Genomic DNA, 17,111 nt, shown 5'->3' with positions numbered 1-17,111 from the left:
GTCGCTTGTCACGCTGGGAACAGCCCGCTCAGGGCGTCTTCGGCCGCGCCCTGACATGCATCCGCTCGCCCTGCGGGCCGAAGAGGCTCAGGAATTCCACGGGCGCGTCCCCGGCCGGGCCGAACCAGTGCGGGACCCGCGTGTCGAACTCGGCCGCCTCTCCCGGGCCCATCACCACATCGTGGTCGCCGAGCCGCAGCCGCAGCCGCCCGGAGAGGACGTACAGCCACTCGTACCCCTCGTGGGTCCGCTGCTCGTCGTCGCAGTGGTCGGGCGTGTTCTCCGCCACCACCTTGTACGCCCGGAGGCCGCCCGGCCGGCTGGTGAGCGGCACCATCGTGCGGCCGCCGCGCACGATCGCCTTGGAGCGGATCCGGGGGTCGCCCACCTCGGGCGCGCCGACCAGCTCGTCGAGCGGGACCTGGTGGGCGCGGGCAATGGGCAGCAGCACTTCGAGGCTGGGCCTGCGGTGGCCCGACTCCAGCCGGGAGAGGGTGCTCACGGAGATGCCGGTGGCGGCGGAGAGCGCGCCCAGGGTGGCCCCGCGCTCGCGCCTGATCCGGCGCAGCCGGGGTCCCACCTGGTTCAGCACGTCGTCGAGCCGGGGGTCTTCGTCCATCCGTACATTGCAGAAACGGCACGCCCGTTTGTCAATCCGGCACGGCGATCCGGCACGGCGCCGGCCGGGCGCCTCCCGGGCCGCCGCGGGGCGCTCAGCCGTCCGCGCGGGCCGCGTCCGTCCTGGCCGCGTCGGCCCGGGTCATGCCCGCCCGTCTCCCGTCCGGCCTCGTGCGGTCCGACCCCGTACGGTCCGTCCCCGTACGGTTCGAACCGGTACCGCCCGGTTCCGTACCGTCCGGGAAGATCGGAACCGGCCTGATCCTGCGCAGATACGCCTCCGCCTGCCAGATCGCCTCCCGCGCGGTGCGCTGTCCCATGAGGACGCAGAGGGTGTACGCCACGTCCTCGAAGCGTCTGCGGGTCGTCACGTCCAGCGGATCGGCGAGCACCAGCCGTTCCCAGGCCCGGTAGCGGGCCAGGAGATCGGCGACAAGATGTCTGTCCGGCAGCAGCATGTCCACCACCTCCGCTTCGGCGGGGACCGGTCGTCACGCACAGCCCTGACACAGTCCCCTGAGCGTCATTCTCCCCCCGGCGCGCCGCATCCGCGCGGCGGGCGTCGGAGGCTCAGCTCTCGCCGCGGGCCAGCGCCAGCAGCCGGTCCAGGACGCGCGGGCCGCCCGCCCGTACCCCGTCGTGCTCGAACTCGTCGGTGACCCAGGTGCGCAGGCCGCGGATGGCGCGCGCGGTGCGCAGCGAGTGCTCCGTGTCGACGTACATGTCGTCGTGGTAGACGGCCGCCGCGACGGGCACCTCGTTGGCGGCCAGCCGCGCCGTGTCGTACAGGGCGGGCCAGTCGGTGCGGGCGGCGAACAGTTCGGCGGTCTCGCGCAGGGGGCGCAGCGCCGGGTCGCTCTCGAAGTGCCAGGGGTGGACGGACTCGCCGGTGAAGTAGAGCGGGCCCTCCCCGGCGAGGGTCTTGGCGGCGTCGAACCGGGCGAACTCACCCCGTACCCGCTCGGCGGCCCAGTCGGTGGCCGAACCGCCCTGCGCGTAGATCGCCTCGTGGACCAGCGCGTACAGCGGGTGTCCAGCAAAGGAGAGGGCCGAGGCCACACTCTCCTGGAAGGCGTCGGAGAGGGCGGGGCCCTTGGGGGTGCGGACGAAGGCGTTCTCCAGCAGGTAGTGGAGCTGATGGCTGCCGTCCCCCGATCCGAGGACGATGCCGAGGGACTGGAACGCCTCGGGTGTGAGGGTGTAGCCCCCGGGCAGGACCGGCCGGTGCTCGGCGACGTACCGCGCGACGGCGCGGGCCCGTTCGACGTCCTGGGGGTAACGGGCGTAGTGGGCCTCCACCTTGCGCGCGATCCGCGGGTACGCGGCGCGGTAGACCTCGTCCGCGGTGGCGTCCAGGGACGGCAGTCCCCCGGTGATCAGTACGGTGTCCAGTCCCTCGGGAGCGGCGCTGAGGTAGTGGGTGGCGCAGAAGCCGCCGAAGCTCTGGCCGAGTACGGTCCAGGGGGCGCCGCCGGTGAGCAGCGGGCGGATGGTCTCGCAGTCGCGGACGATGGAGTCGGCGCGGAAGTGGGCGAGGTGGTCGGCCTGCGCGCGCGGGCCGCCGTGCAGCGGCAGGGTCTGCCGGTTGACGGGCGTGGAGAGGCCGGTGCCCCGCTGGTCGAGCAGGAGCACCCGGAACTCCGTCAGGGCGCGCCCGAGCCACGCCTGTCTGCCGGTGAACCGGCGCGCGCCGAAGCCGGGCCCGCCCTCCAGGTACACCAGCCAGGGCAGCTCCGCGCCGGCCCGCGCGCTCGCCACGACCTCGCGTGCGAACAGCTCGATCCGCTCGCCGCCCGGATCGCCGTGGTCCAGCGGGACCGTGAAGCGGTGGTCGGTGAGGACGACGCCGGGCTGGCGGTAGCTGGTCAAGAAGGGCTCCTGTTCTCGCGCCCCTGAGGCGGTCAGGCACCACCGGGGCAGTCACGCCGGACATTTCAGCACACGGTCGGCGGGCGCCTCGGCCCGCCCCGGTGGATACGGAACGGGCACGGTGCGTGTTCAGCCGCCGCTGCCCTCCGGACCCGGACGCGGACGCCGCCGCTGCCCCGGACGCGGGCGGTGCCCCGGACAGTCGCGGCCCGTGTGCGGGCGGGACCGGCCGCTCCTAGCGTGAGGTCATGATCCGGTTCGAGCAGGTCGGCAAGGTCTACCCGGACGGTACGGCGGCCGTGGACGACCTGTCCTTCGAGGTGCGCGAGGGCGAGCTGGTGACGCTGGTGGGGCCCTCGGGGTGCGGCAAGACGACCACGATGATGATGGTGAACCGGCTGATCGAGCCCACCTCGGGCCGGGTCCTCGTCGAGGGCCGGGACGTCTCCGGGGTCGACCCGGTCGCGCTGCGCCGCCGGATCGGCTATGTCATCCAGCAGGTCGGGCTGTTCCCGCACCGTACGGTCCTCGACAACACCGCGACCGTCCCCACGCTGCTCGGCTGGAAGAGGGCGAGGGCGCGCGAGCGGGCGGCGGAGCTGCTGGAGCTGGTGGGGCTCGACCCGGCGACGTACGGTCCGCGCTATCCCGCGCAGCTCTCGGGCGGGCAGCGCCAGCGGGTCGGGGTGGCGCGCGCCCTGGCCGCCGATCCGCCGGTGCTGCTGATGGACGAGCCGTTCGGCGCGGTGGACCCGGTGGTGCGCGAGCGGCTGCAGAACGAGTTCCTGAAGCTCCAGGCGACGGTGCGCAAGACCGTGCTGCTGGTGACCCACGACATCGAGGAGGCGGTACGGATGGGCGACCGCATCGCCGTGTACGGGGAAGGGCGCATCGAGCAGTTCGACACCCCGGGCGCGGTCCTCGGCACCCCGGCGACGCCCTACGTGGCCCGGTTCGTCGGTGCCGACCGGGGGCTGAAACGGCTCTCGGTGACCGCGGTCGAGACGGCCGATCTGGAGCAGCCGCCCGTCGCCAGGACCGGGGAGCCCGCGCGGGACGCGGCGGCGCGGATGCGTGCGGAGGGGGCCCGCTGGGCGGTGGTGCTGAACGACGCGGGCGAGCTGCACGGCTGGATCGCGGCCGGCGCGCCGGCCCGCGCGGGGACCGACGGGTCCGAGCCCGGCACGGTGGGGGACCACGCCCGGCGGATGGAGGCGTGGGTGCCGCTCGGCTCGCCGCTGAAGCAGGCGTTCAGCGAGATGCTCCAGCACGACGCGGGGTGGGTGGCGGTGCTGGACGGGGCGCGCTTCGCGGGGGTGCTGACCCCGGCCAAGCTCCACGAGGCGCTGCGCCGTTCGGTCGACGCGGACGCGCAGGGCATCGGCCGGGGCGAGGTCGACTTCGACTCGGTCTCGGACGCCTGAGATCCGTCGTTCGACCCGGGCGCGGGCCGTGGGCAGCAGGACTCAGGTCGTCCACGCCTGCCGCCGCGGCCCGGTGACCTGACGCCGGCCGCACCGGCGGGTTCGCGCTCTTCTGCGATCCACCCTCCGGTCGTACGGTGTGATCATCCGTTGTCCAGTTGGCCGCTTGGCCAGTAGCCCCGTTTCCCTACCGAGGTGGTCCCGCATGCCCCAGGCCGATCTGCCCCTCGACCAGCTCCGCGACTACCGGAGCGCGTCCGTGGAGCCCGAGGACTTCGACCAGTTCTGGGCGAAGACCCTCGCCGAGACCCGCGGCCACGATCTCGACGCGCGCTTCGAGCCCGTCCCGACCGCGCTGACGACGCTCGACGTCCTCGACGTGACCTTCGCCGGCTTCGGCGGCCACCCCGTCAAGGGCTGGCTCGTCCTGCCCGCGGGCGCCCGCGAGCCGCTGCCCGTGGTGGTGCAGTACGTCGGGTACGGCGGCGGGCGCGGGCTGCCGCACAGTCATCTGCTGTGGGGGTCGGCCGGCTTCGCGCACTTCGTGATGGACACCCGGGGCCAGGGCGCCGGGTGGGACGGCGGCGACACCCCCGACCCGGTGGGCAGCGCCTCCTCCATACCGGGCTTCCTGACCCGCGGCATCGAGGACCCCCACGACTACTACTACCGGCGGCTGTTCACGGACGCGGTGCGCGCCGTGGAGGCCGCCCGGGCCCACCCGCTGGTCGACGCGGCGCGCACCGCGGTCGCCGGCGCCAGCCAGGGCGGCGGGATCACCCTCGCGGTGGCCGGTCTCGTACCGGACCTGGTGGCGGTGGCGCCGGATGTGCCGTTCCTCTGCGACTTCCCCCGGGCCACGACCATCAGCGCCCGGCATCCGTACCGCGAGGTGGGCCTCTACCTGAAGACCTACCGGGGCCGTACGGAGCGGGCGTGGCGGACGCTCAACTACTTCGACGGCGTGCACTTCGCGGCGCGCGGCCGGGCCCCCGCGCTGTTCTCGGTGGCCCTGGAGGACGAGACCTGCCCGCCGTCGACGGTGTTCGGCGCGTTCAACGCGTACGCGCACGAGGACAAGTCGATCGAGGTGTACGACTTCAACGACCACGAGGGCGGCGGCCCGTACCAGCAGGCCGCGCAACTGCGCTGGCTGCCGGAACGGCTGCGGGCGGGCTGACGGGGCGGCGGGCCGCCGCTGCCGGCCGGCAGCAGTCCCCTCGACTCCAGATAGCTTCTGGCGACGTCCTCGGGCAGCCGCCGCCAGCCGTCCACCCGCTCGCCCAGACCGGCCAGGTCCGCGGTGGTCAGTACGGTGTTCAGCCGGTCCAGGGCCTCGGTGACGCCTCGCGCGCCGGCCCTGGCCCGGTTGACGACGGGCACGATGTTGTCGGCGTTCTGCAGGTGCTTGTCGTCGGCGAGCAGCACCAGTCCGAACCGGCCGAGGGTCGCGTCGGTCGTCGTGGTCAGCACCATCTGGTCCTGGCCGCGCCGCACGGCCTCTTTGGCCGGTGTGGTGCCGACGCCCTTCGGGTCGATGCCGGTGATGTCGATCCCGTACGTCTTCCTCAGCCCCGGCGCGCAGTACGGGCGGCGTACGCACTCGTCCCCGGCGGCGAGCCGCACCGGCAGCCGGGAGCGGCCCAGGTCGCTCAGGGTCCTGAGGCGGTGCTTCCGTGCGTAGGAGGCGGCGACCGCGAAGGCGTTCTGGTCGACCGCGCGGCCGGGGGCGAGGACCGTCAGCCCGCGCGCCGAGGCGAGGGTGCGCAGCGCCTTCATCGTGGTGGCGAGGTCGGGCGAGCCGACGGGGCGGGCGCCGGGGCCGTGGGTCCTGGCGTTCAGCCAGTCGGCGAAGGTGGCCGCGTACTCCGGTACGACATCGATCCGGCCGCTCTCCAGGGCCGGTTCGTAGAGCTCCCGGTTGGTGACCGAGAGAATTCTGGCGTGGTACCCGGACTGCTCCAGCAGGAGCGCGTACATCTGGGCCAGCAGGTCGCTCTCGGTGAAACCGGCGGTCCCGACGGTGAGATGACGGCTGTCGCCGGGCGGGGCGGTGACGGCGCCCCGGTGCTCCAGGGACGGTCCCGTGGTGCAGGTGGCCGTCGCCAGGAGCAGGACGCCGCAGAGGGCGGTGGTACGCAGCGGTCTCATCCTGCGCCGTCCCCGGGGCCTCCCGTCCGGCCCGTCCGGCCCCACCGCGGCCCGGACGTCCCCAGCCGGCGCACCGCCTCGAACACCCCCTCCACCAGCAGCGCCAGGGCGGCGACGAGCACGGCGCCCGCCACCACCTGGGCGGTGTCGGCGAGGTTGAACCCGGCGGTGATGATCCGGCCGAGTCCCCCGCCGCCGATCAGCGCCGCGAGGGTGGCGGTGGCCACGAGCTGGACGGCGGCGATCCGTACGCCCGTGAGGATCAGCGGCAGCGCGAGCGGCACCTCGACCCGGTACAGCGTCTGCCACGCGGTCATGCCCATGCCGCGGGCGGCCCGGACGGTGTCCCGGTCGACGCCCCGCATCCCGACATAGGCGTTGGTGAGCAGCGGCGGGACGGCGAAGAGGACCAGGGCGATGATCGTGGGCCACTGTCCGTACGCGCCGAGCGGGGTGAGGAGGAGCAGGACGAGAACCGCGAAGGTGGGGACGGCGCGCCCCGCGTTGGAGATGTTGACGGCGAGGGCGCCTCCCCTGCCGAGGTGGCCGAGGACCAGGGCGACGGGCAGGGCGAGCGCGCAGCTCAGGGCGAGGCAGACGACGGTGAGGAAGAGGTGCTCGTTGAGCCGGTCGCCGATGGAGCCGTCGCCCGACCAGTGTGCGGGGCTGGTGAGCCAGGACCAGGCGGCGGTGAGGGTGTTCACGCGCGGGCCCGCCGGGTCCAGGGGGTGAGCCGGCGCTGGAGCAGCAGGAGGATGACGTCGGCGGCGACGGCGATGACGACGCACAGCACGGAGGCGGTGAGCACCTGCGCCTTGAAGAAGGAGTTCATCCCGGCGTAGATGAGGTTGCCGAGCCCCCCGTATCCGACGATGGCGCCGATGGTGACGAGGGAGACCGCCGAGACGGTCGCGATACGCAGTCCGGCCAGGGCCGCGGGCAGGGCGAGCGGCAGCTCGACGGTGAGCAGCAGCCGGAGCGGGCCGTATCCGAGTCCGCGGGCGGCCTGCCGGGTCTCCTCGGGGACGCCGCGCAGCCCGGCGAGGATGTTCCGTACGAGCAGGGTCAGGGAGTAGAGCACCAGCCCGGCGACGACGAGCGAGGCGGACAGTCCGTAGAACGGCAGGAGCAGCGAGAACATGGCGAGCGACGGAATGGTGTAGAGGACGGTCGTGACGCCGAGGACGGGGGCCGCCGCCGCGTTCCAGCGGCGGGCGGCGAGCGCGAGGGGTACGGCGATGGCCAGGCCGATCAGGACGGCGGCGAAGGTGAGCTGGAGGTGCTGGAGCACCGCGTCCCACAGGATCGTTCGGCGGCTGGAGAGGTAGGCGCCGCAGATCCACTCGTTGCGCGCGAGGCAGTCGTCCGGGGGCGCGGTCACCTGTCCATTGGAGCGCCGCCGGGCGGCGCCCGCGCGCCGTGTTGGACCGTACGGGGGAGGCGGGACGGTCGAGTGGGGCGCGGCGAGATCCGCGTGGCGGGCGCCGGGGCTGCCGGGGAGGGGTCCGAGGGCGGAGCGCGGGGTCCCAATTCGCCTGAATGGTAAGGATGTTGCGTGGGATCACACGTAAATACCCCTTACGGGTGAACTGGACGGAATTACTTGAGTGTGGCGACGATCGTCATGGCATGCTCCGATCAATCAGGACTACTCGCCATCTGTTCCCTCCCCTGAGGAAGTGCCGCGATGACTCCTTCGGATTCCGTGCGGACCTGCCCGGTCCGACATGACAACGCGCTGGAACCCGACCCCTTCATGACCCGGATGCGGACCGAGGCTCCGGTGGCCCGGGTCCGGATGCCGTACGGAGAGGGCGACTGCTGGCTCGTCACCCGGTACGCGGACGTCCAGACCGTCACCTCGGACCGGAGGTTCAGCCGCGCGGCGCTGATCGGCAAGGACTTTCCGCGGATCACCCCGGCGCCCATCGCCCAGTCCGAGGCGATCAACCTGATGGACCCGCCCAACCTCAACCGGGTACGCCGGCTGATCATCAAGGCGTTCACCACCCGTCAGGTCGAGCAGACACGGCCCTGGACCCAGCGGACCGTGGACGAACTCCTCGACGAGATGGTCGCGCGGGGCGGGCCGGGCGACATCGTCGCCGACCTCGCCGACCGGTTGCCCCTGATGTCGATCTGCGAACTGCTCGACATACCTGTGGCGGACCGGCGCCAGTTGCGTGACTGGGCGATGGCGATGATGTCCATGAACGCCGCCGACCGCGACTCCGCGGTCGGGGCGAAGGCGGGGCTGCGGGCGTACTTCACCGAGCTGACCGCGGCGCGCCGGCGCGCTCCGGGGGACGATCTCATCAGCGCGCTCGCCACCGCCCGGGTGGGCGACGAGATGCTGGACGAGGCCGAACTGGCCGTCCTGGCCATGCTCCTGGTCGTCACCGGCCACGACACCACCACGTACGACATCAGCAACATCGTCTTCACGCTGCTGACCCACCCCGCGCAGCTCGCGCAGTTGCGGGCCCGCCCCGAGCTGCTGCCCCAGGCCGTCGAGGAACTGCTGCGGTACATCCCGTTCCGCCAGGGGGTCGGTATCCCGCGGGTGGCCCTGGAGGACGTCGAGTTCGACGGGGTGACCATCAAGGCGGGCGACACGGTCCACGTCTCCTATCTGACGGCCAACCGGGACGATTTCGTCTACGAGCGCCCGGACGAGCTGGACTTCGAGCGCGTGGACCCCGCCGTCCACATGGCGTTCGGGTACGGCAGTCACCACTGCCTCGGCTCCCATCTCGCCCGGATGACCCTCCAGGTCTCCGTCGGCACCCTGTTCCGCCGGTTCCCCGCGCTGCGGCTGGCCGTTCCCGAGCCGGAGGTGCGGTGGAACACCGACTCCATCTGGCGCTATCCGCTGGCGCTTCCGGTCGCCTGGTGAAGGAGCTGACATGGCAACACTGTGCAGACCGGCGATCGCCGTGCCCGAGCACGTCATCACCCGGGAACAGACCCTGGAGTTCGCGCGCACCCTGCACGCCGGGCACCCGCAACTCGCCCTGGCGCTACGACTGATCGGCAACACCGGGGTGCAGACCCGGCATCTCGTGCAGCCGATCGAGGACACGCTGAAACATCCGGGCTTCACCGCCCGCAACGCCCTCTACGAGAGCGAGGCCAAGTCCCGGCTGCCGGAGGTCATCGAGCGGGCACTGGCCCACGCCGAGCTGACGACCCGCGACATCGACCTGATCGTGTACGTGTCGTGCACCGGCTTCATGATGCCCTCGATGACCGCGTGGCTGATCAACACCATGGGGTTCAGATCCGCCACCCGCCAACTGCCCATCGCCCAGCTCGGCTGCGCCGCGGGCGGCACCGCCATCAACCGCGCGCACGACTTCTGCATGGCGTATCCGCGGGCGAACGTGCTCATCGTGTCCTGCGAGTTCTGTTCGCTCTGCTACCAGCCGGAGGACCTCGGGGTGGGCAATCTGCTCTCCAACGGTCTCTTCGGGGACGCGGTCGCCGCCGTCGCCGTACGGGGCGAGGGCGGGGTGGGCGTACAGCTCGAACAGAACGGCTCGCACCTCGTGCCCGGCACGGAGGAGTGGATCTCGTACGCGGTCCGGGACACCGGTTTCCACTTCATGCTCGACAAGCGGGTCCCCGGCACGATGTCCATGCTCGCCCCGGCCATGCGGGACATGGCGGAGCCGTTCGGCTGGGACGTCTCCGACCTGGACTTCTACATCGTCCACGCGGGCGGGCCCCGGATCCTCGACGACCTGAGCAAGTATCTGATGCTCCCGTCGGAGACCTTCCGCTACAGCAGGGCGACCCTCACCGAGCGGGGGAACATCGCCAGCGCCGTCATCTTCGACGCGCTGGACCGGCTCTTCGAGGAGGGCGGCGCGGCACAGGGAGCCCGGGGGGTGATCGCCGGCTTCGGCCCCGGGATCACCGCGGAGATCTCCCTCGGCCGCTGGATCCGGCCGGGCGGCGCGACCCCGCTGTCCCACTGCAACGGAAGCGTCCCGAGGAGCGCGGCGTGAACGCCCGGGAGATCCGGCCGGCCGGCCCACAGGGCCCCCGGCTCTCCCGGGCCGACGCCATCCGCGCCGACCGCCGCGCCCGCGCGCCGGGCACAGACGTTCCGCACAGGGACTACTTCGCCCGGCCCGTCAGGCCCGACGACCCGGACGAGGCCGACGCCCCGGACGGAGCCGACGACCCGGACAGACCGAACGCCCCGGACAGACCCGACGACCCGGCTTCCCTGGCCGCGGCCGCCGACCGGCTCATCCGGCTGGCCGGGACCCGGCTCGCGCCGCTCCCAGGCACCGCCCTGCTCGTCATCGGCTGCGGCACCGGACGGGCCGCGCTGCTGCTGGCGGAGGAGACCGGCTGCGCGGTGACCGGCACGGACATCCGCGCCGCCCGGATCGCCACCGCGCGGCGCCGCGTGGCGCGTTCGGCGCTCGCCGTCCGGCCGGAGTTCCACACCGCCGACGCGACCGCCCTGCCGTTCCCGGCCGGCTCCTTCGACCAGGCGCTCATGATGGAGGTCACGACGCGCATGCCGGACACCCCCGGCCGCCGCGGCAAGCGGGCCGCCCTCGCGGAGGCCGCCCGCTGTCTGCGCCCCGGCGGCCTGCTGCTCCTCGCGGACCCGGTCGGCGCCGACGGCACACCGCCGGGGGCGCCGGGCCTGCGTCTCACGACGCGGGAGCGGCTGCCGGCCCTGCTCGACGCCGCGGGGTTCGACGTACTGCGGATCGACGACCTGACCGGGCTCACCGGTGAACCGGCGGCGGAACGGTATCCCGGCTACGTCATGATCACGGCCTGGTCCCGGGTGGCGCGCGTCACCTAGGCTGTGCGCCCGTCCGTGCCGCACCGCGCCCACCACGGCGCGTCGGCGGTCGCGGCAGCCCCGGTCACCCACACAGGAGCCCTTCATGACGGCCCATCCGCCGCCCCAGCCCCGGATCGACACCAGCAAGGCCCACCCCGCACGGGTGTACGACTGGCTCCTCGGCGGCAAGGACAACTATCCGGTCGACCAGGTGGTCGGGGAGCGCATACCCTCCGAGGCCAAGGGCAACGCCTTACGGAACCGGGCGTACATGCGACGCGCCGTCGCCTGGGTGGCCCGGCAGGGCGTCGACCAGTACCTCGACATCGGTACGGGGATCCCCACCGAGCCGAATCTGCACCAGATCGCCCAGGAGATCGTTCCGACGGCCCGGATCGTCTACGCCGACAACGACCCCATCGTGCTGCGCCACGCCGAGGCCCGGCTCACCGGCACGGCCGAGGGCGCCACCGACTACATCCAGGCGGACGTCCGGCAGCCGGAGGCCATCCTCGATCACGCCCGGACCCTCCTGGACTTCGGCCGGCCCGTCGCGCTCTGTCTCATCGCGCTGCTGCACTTCGTCCCGGACGAGGACGACCCGTACGGGATCACCCGGAGCCTGGTGGACGCGCTGCCCTCCGGCAGCTATCTGCTCCTCTCCCACACCACCTTCGACGAGCACCCGCAGTACCGGGACGTCGTCACCACCGCCTACAAGGAGGGCGAGATCCCGCTGCGGATGCGGGACCGGGCCGAGGTGGCGCGCTTCTTCGACGGTCTCGAACTCGTGGAACCCGGTCTGGTGACGGCCGCCCACTGGTACAAGGACGGACCGGCCCCGGCGCCCGAACCGAGCGGCTTCTACGTCGGCGTCGCACGCGTACCGTAGCCGCCACCCGGCGCCCGCGTACCGCCCCGACGGGCCCGATGGACCGGACCGGCGGGGAGCCGGAGCCGGTCCATCAGGGACACGCCGCCCGTGGCCCCCTAGTGGGAGAACCGGGGCAGCCACTTCACCTGGTAGTCCCTGTGGTGGGCGTGCTCCGCGGCCATCTGCCGGACGACGAAGCCCAGTCCCACCGCGCGGCCGTCGGCGAAGCTGTCGCCGGGACGGTCCACGTCCAGGGCCGCGACCTCCGCGTACTCGTCGAGCAGCACCCGGCTCGTCTCGACACGCCGGAGGGTGCACGCCGGATCCTGACGGGCGATGTGGCGGTCGTACCCGTGCGTGCGCAGGCTGAACGCGATACTGCCGGTGCGGTCGTGGATCTCACCGGGCTGCTCCGGCGGGCACCGCCAGGCATCGCCGCCGGCGTCGCGGGCGATCCGCTCTTCCTCGTCGAGGCGTGCCCGCACGAACGCCATCAGTCCAGCGTTGTGGTCTGTCATCTGGTTCCGGTCCTTCTGGCCATGACGGACCCGCTCCGGGCAGTGCCCGTGCCGGGTCCGTTCCACTCGTCCCGCAGAGCATGCCGCACTTCGGCCCCGCCCGCCGCGCCGTCCACGCCGGGGCGCGCGCCCGGCACCGATCCGCCGGGGAAAAGCGAGTTGACCGGTCGGGCGCGGGGCCGCTTGGCTGGTGGTCATGCAGACGCGCCCCCTCCACGCGGACGAAGTGGCCACCGACGTCCCCCTGGTACGGCGGCTGCTCGCCGCCCAGTTCCCCCGGTGGGCGGCGCTGCCCGTCACGCCGGTCCGCTCCGCCGGTACCTCGAACGCGATGTACCGGCTCGGCGCGGAGATGGTCGTACGGCTCCCCCGCGTCGCGGGCGCCGCCGGCGACGTGGCGAAGGAGCACACCTGGCTGCCGCGGCTCGCGCCGGCGCTCCCGGTCGCCGTTCCCGTACCGCTGGGCAGGGGGACGCCCGGCGAGGGTTTTCCCTTTCCGTGGTCGGTCTACCGCTGGCTGCCGGGCGGGAACCCGGAGGCGGCCGGGACCGCACCGCCGGAGCCGTTCGCGCGGGAACTGGCGGAATTCATCAACGCGTTGCACCGGATCGACCCGGCCGACGGGCCTGCCTCGTACCGCGGTGAGCCCCTGGCCTCGCGGGACGCCACCACCCGCGCCGCCATCGGTGAGCTGGGCGGGCACCTCGACGCCGTCGCGGTGACGGCCGCCTGGGCCGCGGCGCTGCGGGCGCCCGGACGGCGCGGGCCGGCCGTCTGGATCCACGCGGACCTGCAGCCGGGGAATGTACTGATCGCCGACGGACGCCTCGGCGCGGTCATCGACTTCGGCTGTCTCGGGCTGGGCGATCCGGCCGTCGACCTGATCGCGGCGTGGTACCTGCTGCCCGCCGCCGCGCGGGGCGTCTTCCGCGCCGCTGTCGGGGCCGACGAGGCGGCCTGGGCGCGGGGGCGCGGCTGGGCGCTGTCGATCGCGCTCCTCGAACTGCGCCACTACCGGGAGACGGACCCGCGGATGGCCGCCATCGCCCGGCGGGTCGTCGACGCCGTGATCCGGGAGGAAGGAGCCTGACCGCGGTTCCGGGGACGGCGTGGCGAGGCCAGCAGAATTCCTTTGCGCCGGCGCGCCGCACCGCCCCACACTGTGCCGGTGCTGATCCGACGTGAGAACCCCGCCGACCGTGCCGCCGTACGGGCCGTCACCGCTGCCGCCTTCGCGACCCCGGAGAAACCGGAGACCGTGGAGGCCCCGCTCCTCGACGCGCTGCGCACCTGCGAGGACTGGCTGCCGGAGCTCTCGCTCGTCGCCGTCGACGGCGCGCCCGGCGGGCCGGGCGACATCGTCGGGCACGTGGTCTGCACCCGCGGGCGCGTCGACGGCGCCCCGGCGCTGCTCCTCGCTCCGCTGAGCGTGCGCCCGGAGCATCAGCGTCGCGGCGTGGGGCTGGCGCTCGTCCACTCCGTGCTCGGCGCGGCGGACGCCCTCGGCGAGCCGCTCGTCGCACTGCTGGGGAGCCCCGCGTACTACGGCAGGTACGGCTTCCGGACCAGCACGGAGTACGGGATCGTGCCGCCCGATCCGTCGTGGGGCGCGTATTTCCAGGTCCGGACGCTGACCGCGTACCGGGAGACGCTGCGCGGCACCTTCCGGCTCGCCGAGCCGTTCGACCACATCTGACTCCGGAGCGCCTCCCCCGAAAAACGACAGGCCCTAGGTTCCCGAGAGGTCCAGCAGCACCTTGGAGGCGACGGCACGGTCCCCGGCGATGTCGAAGGCGTCGACGGACCGCTCCAGCGGGAAGGTGTGGGTGACGACCGGATCGACGGGCAGTCCTCCGGCCAGCAGGGCCAGCGCCTCGTCGAATTCGCCGTCGAACCGGAAGGCGCCCCGCAGTTCGATCTCGCGGGTGACCGCGACATTGCCCAGCAGCCCGACCTCGCCGGGCGGCAGCAGCCCCAGCAGGACGACGGTTCCCCCGCGGCGTACCCGCTCCACGCAGGTACGCAGTCCCGCCGGGGCGCCGGACGCCTCGATCGCGACATCGACGGCGTCTCCCCAGGCCGGATCGTCGGGGCGGTCCGCCCGTACGGTCGCGGTGGCGCCGACCTCGGCCGCGAGCCGCAGCGGCGCGTCGAGCAGATCGGTGACGACGACCTCCGCGGCGCCCGCCTGGCGCAGCGCCGCCACGACGAGGCAGCCGATGGGGCCCGCGCCGGTGACGAGGACGCGTCGGCCGCGTACCGCACCGGCCCGGCGTACGGCGTGCAGCGCGACCGCCAGTGGTTCGGCGAGGACGGCGCGGCGCAGCCCGAGCCCCGCGGGCAGCGGGCGGATCTGGTCGGCGGGCACGGTGATGTGCTGGGCGAAGCCGCCCTGGACGTGCGGGGTCCGGGCGGCGCTGCCCAGATAGCGGGTGTGGGCGCAGATGTTGCGCCGGCCGTCGGCGCACTCGGGGCAGGTGCCGCAGGGGGTGGCGGGGTGGACGGCGACGGGGGTGCCCTCGGCCGGTCCCGTGGTACCGGGGCCGAGGGCGGCGACATGCCCGACGACCTCGTGGCCCAGAACCATGGGCGCGGTGACGGCGAAGTCCCCCACCCGGCCCCGGTGGTAGTAGTGCAGATCGGAACCGCAGATTCCGCCGAGGGCGACCGAGACGGCGATCTCGCCGGGCCCGGGGTCGGCCGCCGGCCGTTCCTCGATCCGCAGGTCACCGGCTCCGTGGACAACACACGCGTGCATGGGGGAAGGCTCCTTCACAGGACGGAGAGCATGCCGCCGTCGACGTACAGCACCTGGCCGTTGACGAAGTCGGAGGCGGGGGAGGCGAGATAGATCAGGGCGCCGACCAGGTCGTCGACCGTGCCCCAGCGGCCGGCGGGCGTGCGGCCCCGGACCCAGGCGCTGAACTCCTCGTCGGCGACGAGCGCGGCGGTCAGCTCGGTCTCGAAGTAGCCGGGGCCGATGGCGTTGACCTGGATACCGGAGGGGCCGAGGTCGGCGCACATGCCCTTGGTGAGCATCTTCAGGCCGCCCTTGGTGGCGGCGTACGGGGCGATACCGGGGCGCACCACCTCGCTCTGGAGCGAGCAGATGTTGACGATCTTGCCCTGGCCACGGGGGGTCATCCGCCGGGCGACCTCGCGGCCGACCAGGAAGGCGCTGGTGAGGTTGGTGCCCAGCAGCCCGTGCCATTCCTCGTCGGTGAAGTCGGTGAAGGGGGCGCGCCGCTGGGCCCCGGTGTTGTTGACGAGGATGTCGATCGGGCCCGTCCGCTCCTCGACGGAGGCGACGGCCCGGGCGACGGCGGCGGAGTCCGTGACGTCGAACGCCTCGGCGCGGACGGCGTCGCCGAACGCCTCGGCCAGTCCGGCGCGCGCCGCCTCCAGGGCGGCGGTGTCCCGGCCGTTGAGCACGACCGTGCAGCCGGCTTCCAGCAGCCCCCGCGCGAGCGCCAGACCGATGCCCCGGCTCGATCCGGTGACCAGGGCCACCTTTCCGGTGATGTCGAACATCGGGTGGCTCATCGGGCGGCCCTCCGGTGTCGTCTCATGCACAGCTCCTTCCATTTTTCCACTGAGTGGAAACACAATCTGTTCAATGGAAAGTATCGTGTCCACGCTCCCCGGCCGGTGTCAACCACCAGGTCGCGGACCAGGTCGCGCGCTGCCCGGCGGAGGGCCCTTCCGCCGAGTGGTAGCGTCCTGCTGTGAGTGCCAGCGATGTCCCGGTCGACGTGGTGGGCCGGGCGATCCGGCTCCTCCTGCTGGTCGGCGAGCACCCGCACGGCATCACACTCTCGGAGCTGGCGCGCGAGAGCGGCGTGCCCGTCTCCACCTCGCACCGGCTGGTGAACTCGCTGTGCCGCGAGGGCCTGGTCGAATTCGAGCCGGTCGGCAAGCGCTACAAGCCGGGGCTCGGCCTCTTCCGGCTCGGCCAGCAGGCCGGCCAGGCGTACGGCTTCGCGGGCGCCGCCCTTCCCGTGATGCAGCGGGTGACGCGGCTGACCGAGGAAGCCACCCTGATGTCCGTGCTCGACGGGACGCACCATCTCTACGTGCACTACGTGGACGGTCCGCTGCCCGTCGGCGTACGCAGCGAACCCGGCCGGCACGGCCCCCTCCACTGCACCTCGATGGGGAAGGTGCTGCTGGCGTTCGCCCCCGCCGAGGTCCGGGCGGACCTGCTGGAACGGATCGAGCTCACCCCGTACGGACCGCGCAGCATCACCGACCGCGCGGTCCTGCGCGCCGAGGTCGAGCGCGCCGCCGAACGCGGTTACGCCACGGCCGACGAGGAACACCACGCCGGGCTGCGCGCCGTGGCCGTACCCGTGCTCCGTCCGGACGGCAGTGTCTTCGCGGCGCTCTCGACCGCGGCCCCCGCGTTCCGCCGCACCCTCGACGACCTGGTCGCCATGGTGCCGGTCCTGCAGGCCGCCGCGTCCGAACTCGGCGTCCGGCTGCCCACCCGCTGACCCCGGCTTCCCCGAACCGCAATCAGGCCGGGAGTGGCTGGACTTCACCGCAACCATCACGGCTCCACGGTGACCACCGGGATCCCCACCGCCGCCGCCCACGCTTCCACCGCTCCCCCGCCACCCCGTCACCTCACCCCGCGGCAGGGCGAGTTCGCCCGCCGCCGCAGTCTCCGGCCGCTCTCCGCCGGGCCGGTGGCGCACCGGCCGCACCGCCCCTGACCACGCACAACGCCGGTCGGGCGGGGCGGTACCCCGGACGCCGGGCGCCCACCCCGGCGCCCGGGGCGCCTCGGACCACCCCGACAGCAAGAAGCCGTGCGGGCCGGAAAGCGCGGAATGGTGGGTTCC

At 73.3% G+C, this 17,111-nt stretch carries 18 protein-coding genes and 1 pseudogene; 10 read left to right on the top strand and 9 right to left on the bottom strand.

Translation table 11 applies throughout. The features are described from left to right. Window positions 1-28: 28 nt before the first annotated feature. The 3 genes from ACFXKG_RS03275 to ACFXKG_RS03265 form a co-directional block, all read right to left on the bottom strand. Window positions 29-619, bottom strand: coding sequence for a helix-turn-helix domain-containing protein (locus ACFXKG_RS03275; protein ID WP_384831399.1), 591 nt, complete (start codon window positions 617-619; stop codon window positions 29-31). A 94-nt stretch (window positions 620-713) separates the two neighbouring features. Next, window positions 714-1,076: a DUF5133 domain-containing protein gene (locus ACFXKG_RS03270; protein WP_384831396.1), complete on the bottom strand. Its 363-nt coding sequence runs from the start codon at window positions 1,074-1,076 to the stop codon at window positions 714-716. A 112-nt stretch (window positions 1,077-1,188) separates the two neighbouring features. Next, complete coding sequence (locus ACFXKG_RS03265; protein WP_384831393.1) at window positions 1,189-2,487, bottom strand: alpha/beta fold hydrolase; 1,299 nt, start codon at window positions 2,485-2,487, stop codon at window positions 1,189-1,191. Window positions 2,488-2,735: 248 nt separating this feature from the next. On the opposite strand from ACFXKG_RS03265, the gene ACFXKG_RS03260 reads away from it, so the two are divergent. Then, entirely contained in the window at window positions 2,736-3,911 is a 1,176-nt protein-coding gene (locus ACFXKG_RS03260) for an ABC transporter ATP-binding protein (RefSeq protein WP_384831390.1), read from the top strand. A gap of 205 nt (window positions 3,912-4,116) precedes the next feature. Next, window positions 4,117-5,091, top strand: coding sequence for an acetylxylan esterase (locus ACFXKG_RS03255; RefSeq protein WP_384831387.1), 975 nt, complete (start codon window positions 4,117-4,119; stop codon window positions 5,089-5,091). A gap of 20 nt (window positions 5,092-5,111) precedes the next feature. Here the strand turns inward: ACFXKG_RS03255 and ACFXKG_RS03250 are convergent. The 3 genes and pseudogenes from ACFXKG_RS03250 to ACFXKG_RS03240 form a co-directional block, all read right to left on the bottom strand. Beyond that, window positions 5,112-6,062 (bottom strand): annotated as a pseudogene (locus ACFXKG_RS03250) (ABC transporter substrate-binding protein); the annotation flags it as partial. After that, on the bottom strand, window positions 6,059-6,766 hold the full coding sequence (locus ACFXKG_RS03245; RefSeq protein WP_384831384.1) for an ABC transporter permease: 708 nt from the start codon (window positions 6,764-6,766) through the stop codon (window positions 6,059-6,061). The pseudogene ACFXKG_RS03250 and the gene ACFXKG_RS03245, both read right to left, overlap by 4 nt. After that, the gene (locus ACFXKG_RS03240) at window positions 6,763-7,443 is read right to left on the bottom strand and encodes an ABC transporter permease (RefSeq protein WP_384831381.1); all 681 of its coding nucleotides are present in this window, start codon (window positions 7,441-7,443) and stop codon (window positions 6,763-6,765) included. Before ACFXKG_RS03240 ends, ACFXKG_RS03245 begins: the two co-directional genes overlap by 4 nt. Before the next feature lie 306 nt (window positions 7,444-7,749). Between ACFXKG_RS03240 and ACFXKG_RS03235 the strand changes: the two genes are divergently transcribed. The 4 genes from ACFXKG_RS03235 (at window position 7,750) to ACFXKG_RS03220 (ending at window position 11,767) form a co-directional block, all read left to right on the top strand. Next, window positions 7,750-8,958 (top strand): cytochrome P450, encoded by a 1,209-nt coding sequence (locus ACFXKG_RS03235; RefSeq protein WP_384831378.1) that lies wholly within the window; start codon window positions 7,750-7,752, stop codon window positions 8,956-8,958. 10 nt (window positions 8,959-8,968) lie between these two features. Beyond that, on the top strand, window positions 8,969-10,072 hold the full coding sequence (locus ACFXKG_RS03230; RefSeq protein WP_384831376.1) for a type III polyketide synthase: 1,104 nt from the start codon (window positions 8,969-8,971) through the stop codon (window positions 10,070-10,072). Beyond that, on the top strand, window positions 10,069-10,893 hold the full coding sequence (locus ACFXKG_RS03225; protein WP_384831373.1) for an SAM-dependent methyltransferase: 825 nt from the start codon (window positions 10,069-10,071) through the stop codon (window positions 10,891-10,893). Before ACFXKG_RS03230 ends, ACFXKG_RS03225 begins: the two co-directional genes overlap by 4 nt. Before the next feature lie 85 nt (window positions 10,894-10,978). Continuing rightward, window positions 10,979-11,767 (top strand): SAM-dependent methyltransferase, encoded by a 789-nt coding sequence (locus ACFXKG_RS03220; protein WP_384831369.1) that lies wholly within the window; start codon window positions 10,979-10,981, stop codon window positions 11,765-11,767. 98 nt (window positions 11,768-11,865) lie between these two features. Here the strand turns inward: ACFXKG_RS03220 and ACFXKG_RS03215 are convergent, their stop codons facing one another. Then, window positions 11,866-12,267, bottom strand: a complete 402-nt coding sequence (locus ACFXKG_RS03215; RefSeq protein ID WP_382889792.1) for a DUF6221 family protein — start codon at window positions 12,265-12,267, stop codon at window positions 11,866-11,868. 196 nt (window positions 12,268-12,463) lie between these two features. On the opposite strand from ACFXKG_RS03215, the gene ACFXKG_RS03210 reads away from it, so the two are divergent. Continuing rightward, on the top strand, window positions 12,464-13,357 hold the full coding sequence (locus ACFXKG_RS03210; protein ID WP_384831365.1) for an aminoglycoside phosphotransferase family protein: 894 nt from the start codon (window positions 12,464-12,466) through the stop codon (window positions 13,355-13,357). Between the two features lie 78 nt (window positions 13,358-13,435). Then, window positions 13,436-13,963 (top strand): GNAT family N-acetyltransferase, encoded by a 528-nt coding sequence (locus ACFXKG_RS03205; RefSeq protein ID WP_384831362.1) that lies wholly within the window; start codon window positions 13,436-13,438, stop codon window positions 13,961-13,963. A gap of 33 nt (window positions 13,964-13,996) precedes the next feature. Here the strand turns inward: ACFXKG_RS03205 and ACFXKG_RS03200 are convergent, their stop codons facing one another. Together ACFXKG_RS03200 and ACFXKG_RS03195 are read right to left on the bottom strand one after the other, a co-directional pair. Next, window positions 13,997-15,025 carry an L-idonate 5-dehydrogenase gene (locus tag ACFXKG_RS03200; protein WP_384831360.1) on the bottom strand — a complete coding sequence of 343 codons (1,029 nt, stop codon included), beginning with the start codon at window positions 15,023-15,025 and terminating at the stop codon, window positions 13,997-13,999. Between the two features lie 14 nt (window positions 15,026-15,039). Beyond that, window positions 15,040-15,810, bottom strand: coding sequence for an SDR family oxidoreductase (locus ACFXKG_RS03195; RefSeq protein ID WP_365816281.1), 771 nt, complete (start codon window positions 15,808-15,810; stop codon window positions 15,040-15,042). Window positions 15,811-15,992: 182 nt separating this feature from the next. Between ACFXKG_RS03195 and ACFXKG_RS03190 the strand changes: the two genes are divergently transcribed. Together ACFXKG_RS03190 and ACFXKG_RS03185 are read left to right on the top strand one after the other, a co-directional pair. Next, on the top strand, window positions 15,993-16,760 hold the full coding sequence (locus tag ACFXKG_RS03190; protein WP_384831358.1) for an IclR family transcriptional regulator: 768 nt from the start codon (window positions 15,993-15,995) through the stop codon (window positions 16,758-16,760). Window positions 16,761-16,793: 33 nt separating this feature from the next. Continuing rightward, complete coding sequence (locus ACFXKG_RS03185) at window positions 16,794-16,982, top strand: hypothetical protein (protein ID WP_384831355.1); 189 nt, start codon at window positions 16,794-16,796, stop codon at window positions 16,980-16,982. The last annotated feature ends 129 nt before the right edge of the window (window positions 16,983-17,111 follow it).

Source organism: Streptomyces sp. NPDC059255 (genome assembly GCF_042752355.1).
Classification (GTDB): Bacteria; Actinomycetota; Actinomycetes; order Streptomycetales; family Streptomycetaceae; genus Streptomyces.
This window is presented reverse-complemented; position numbering and strand designations above follow the sequence as displayed.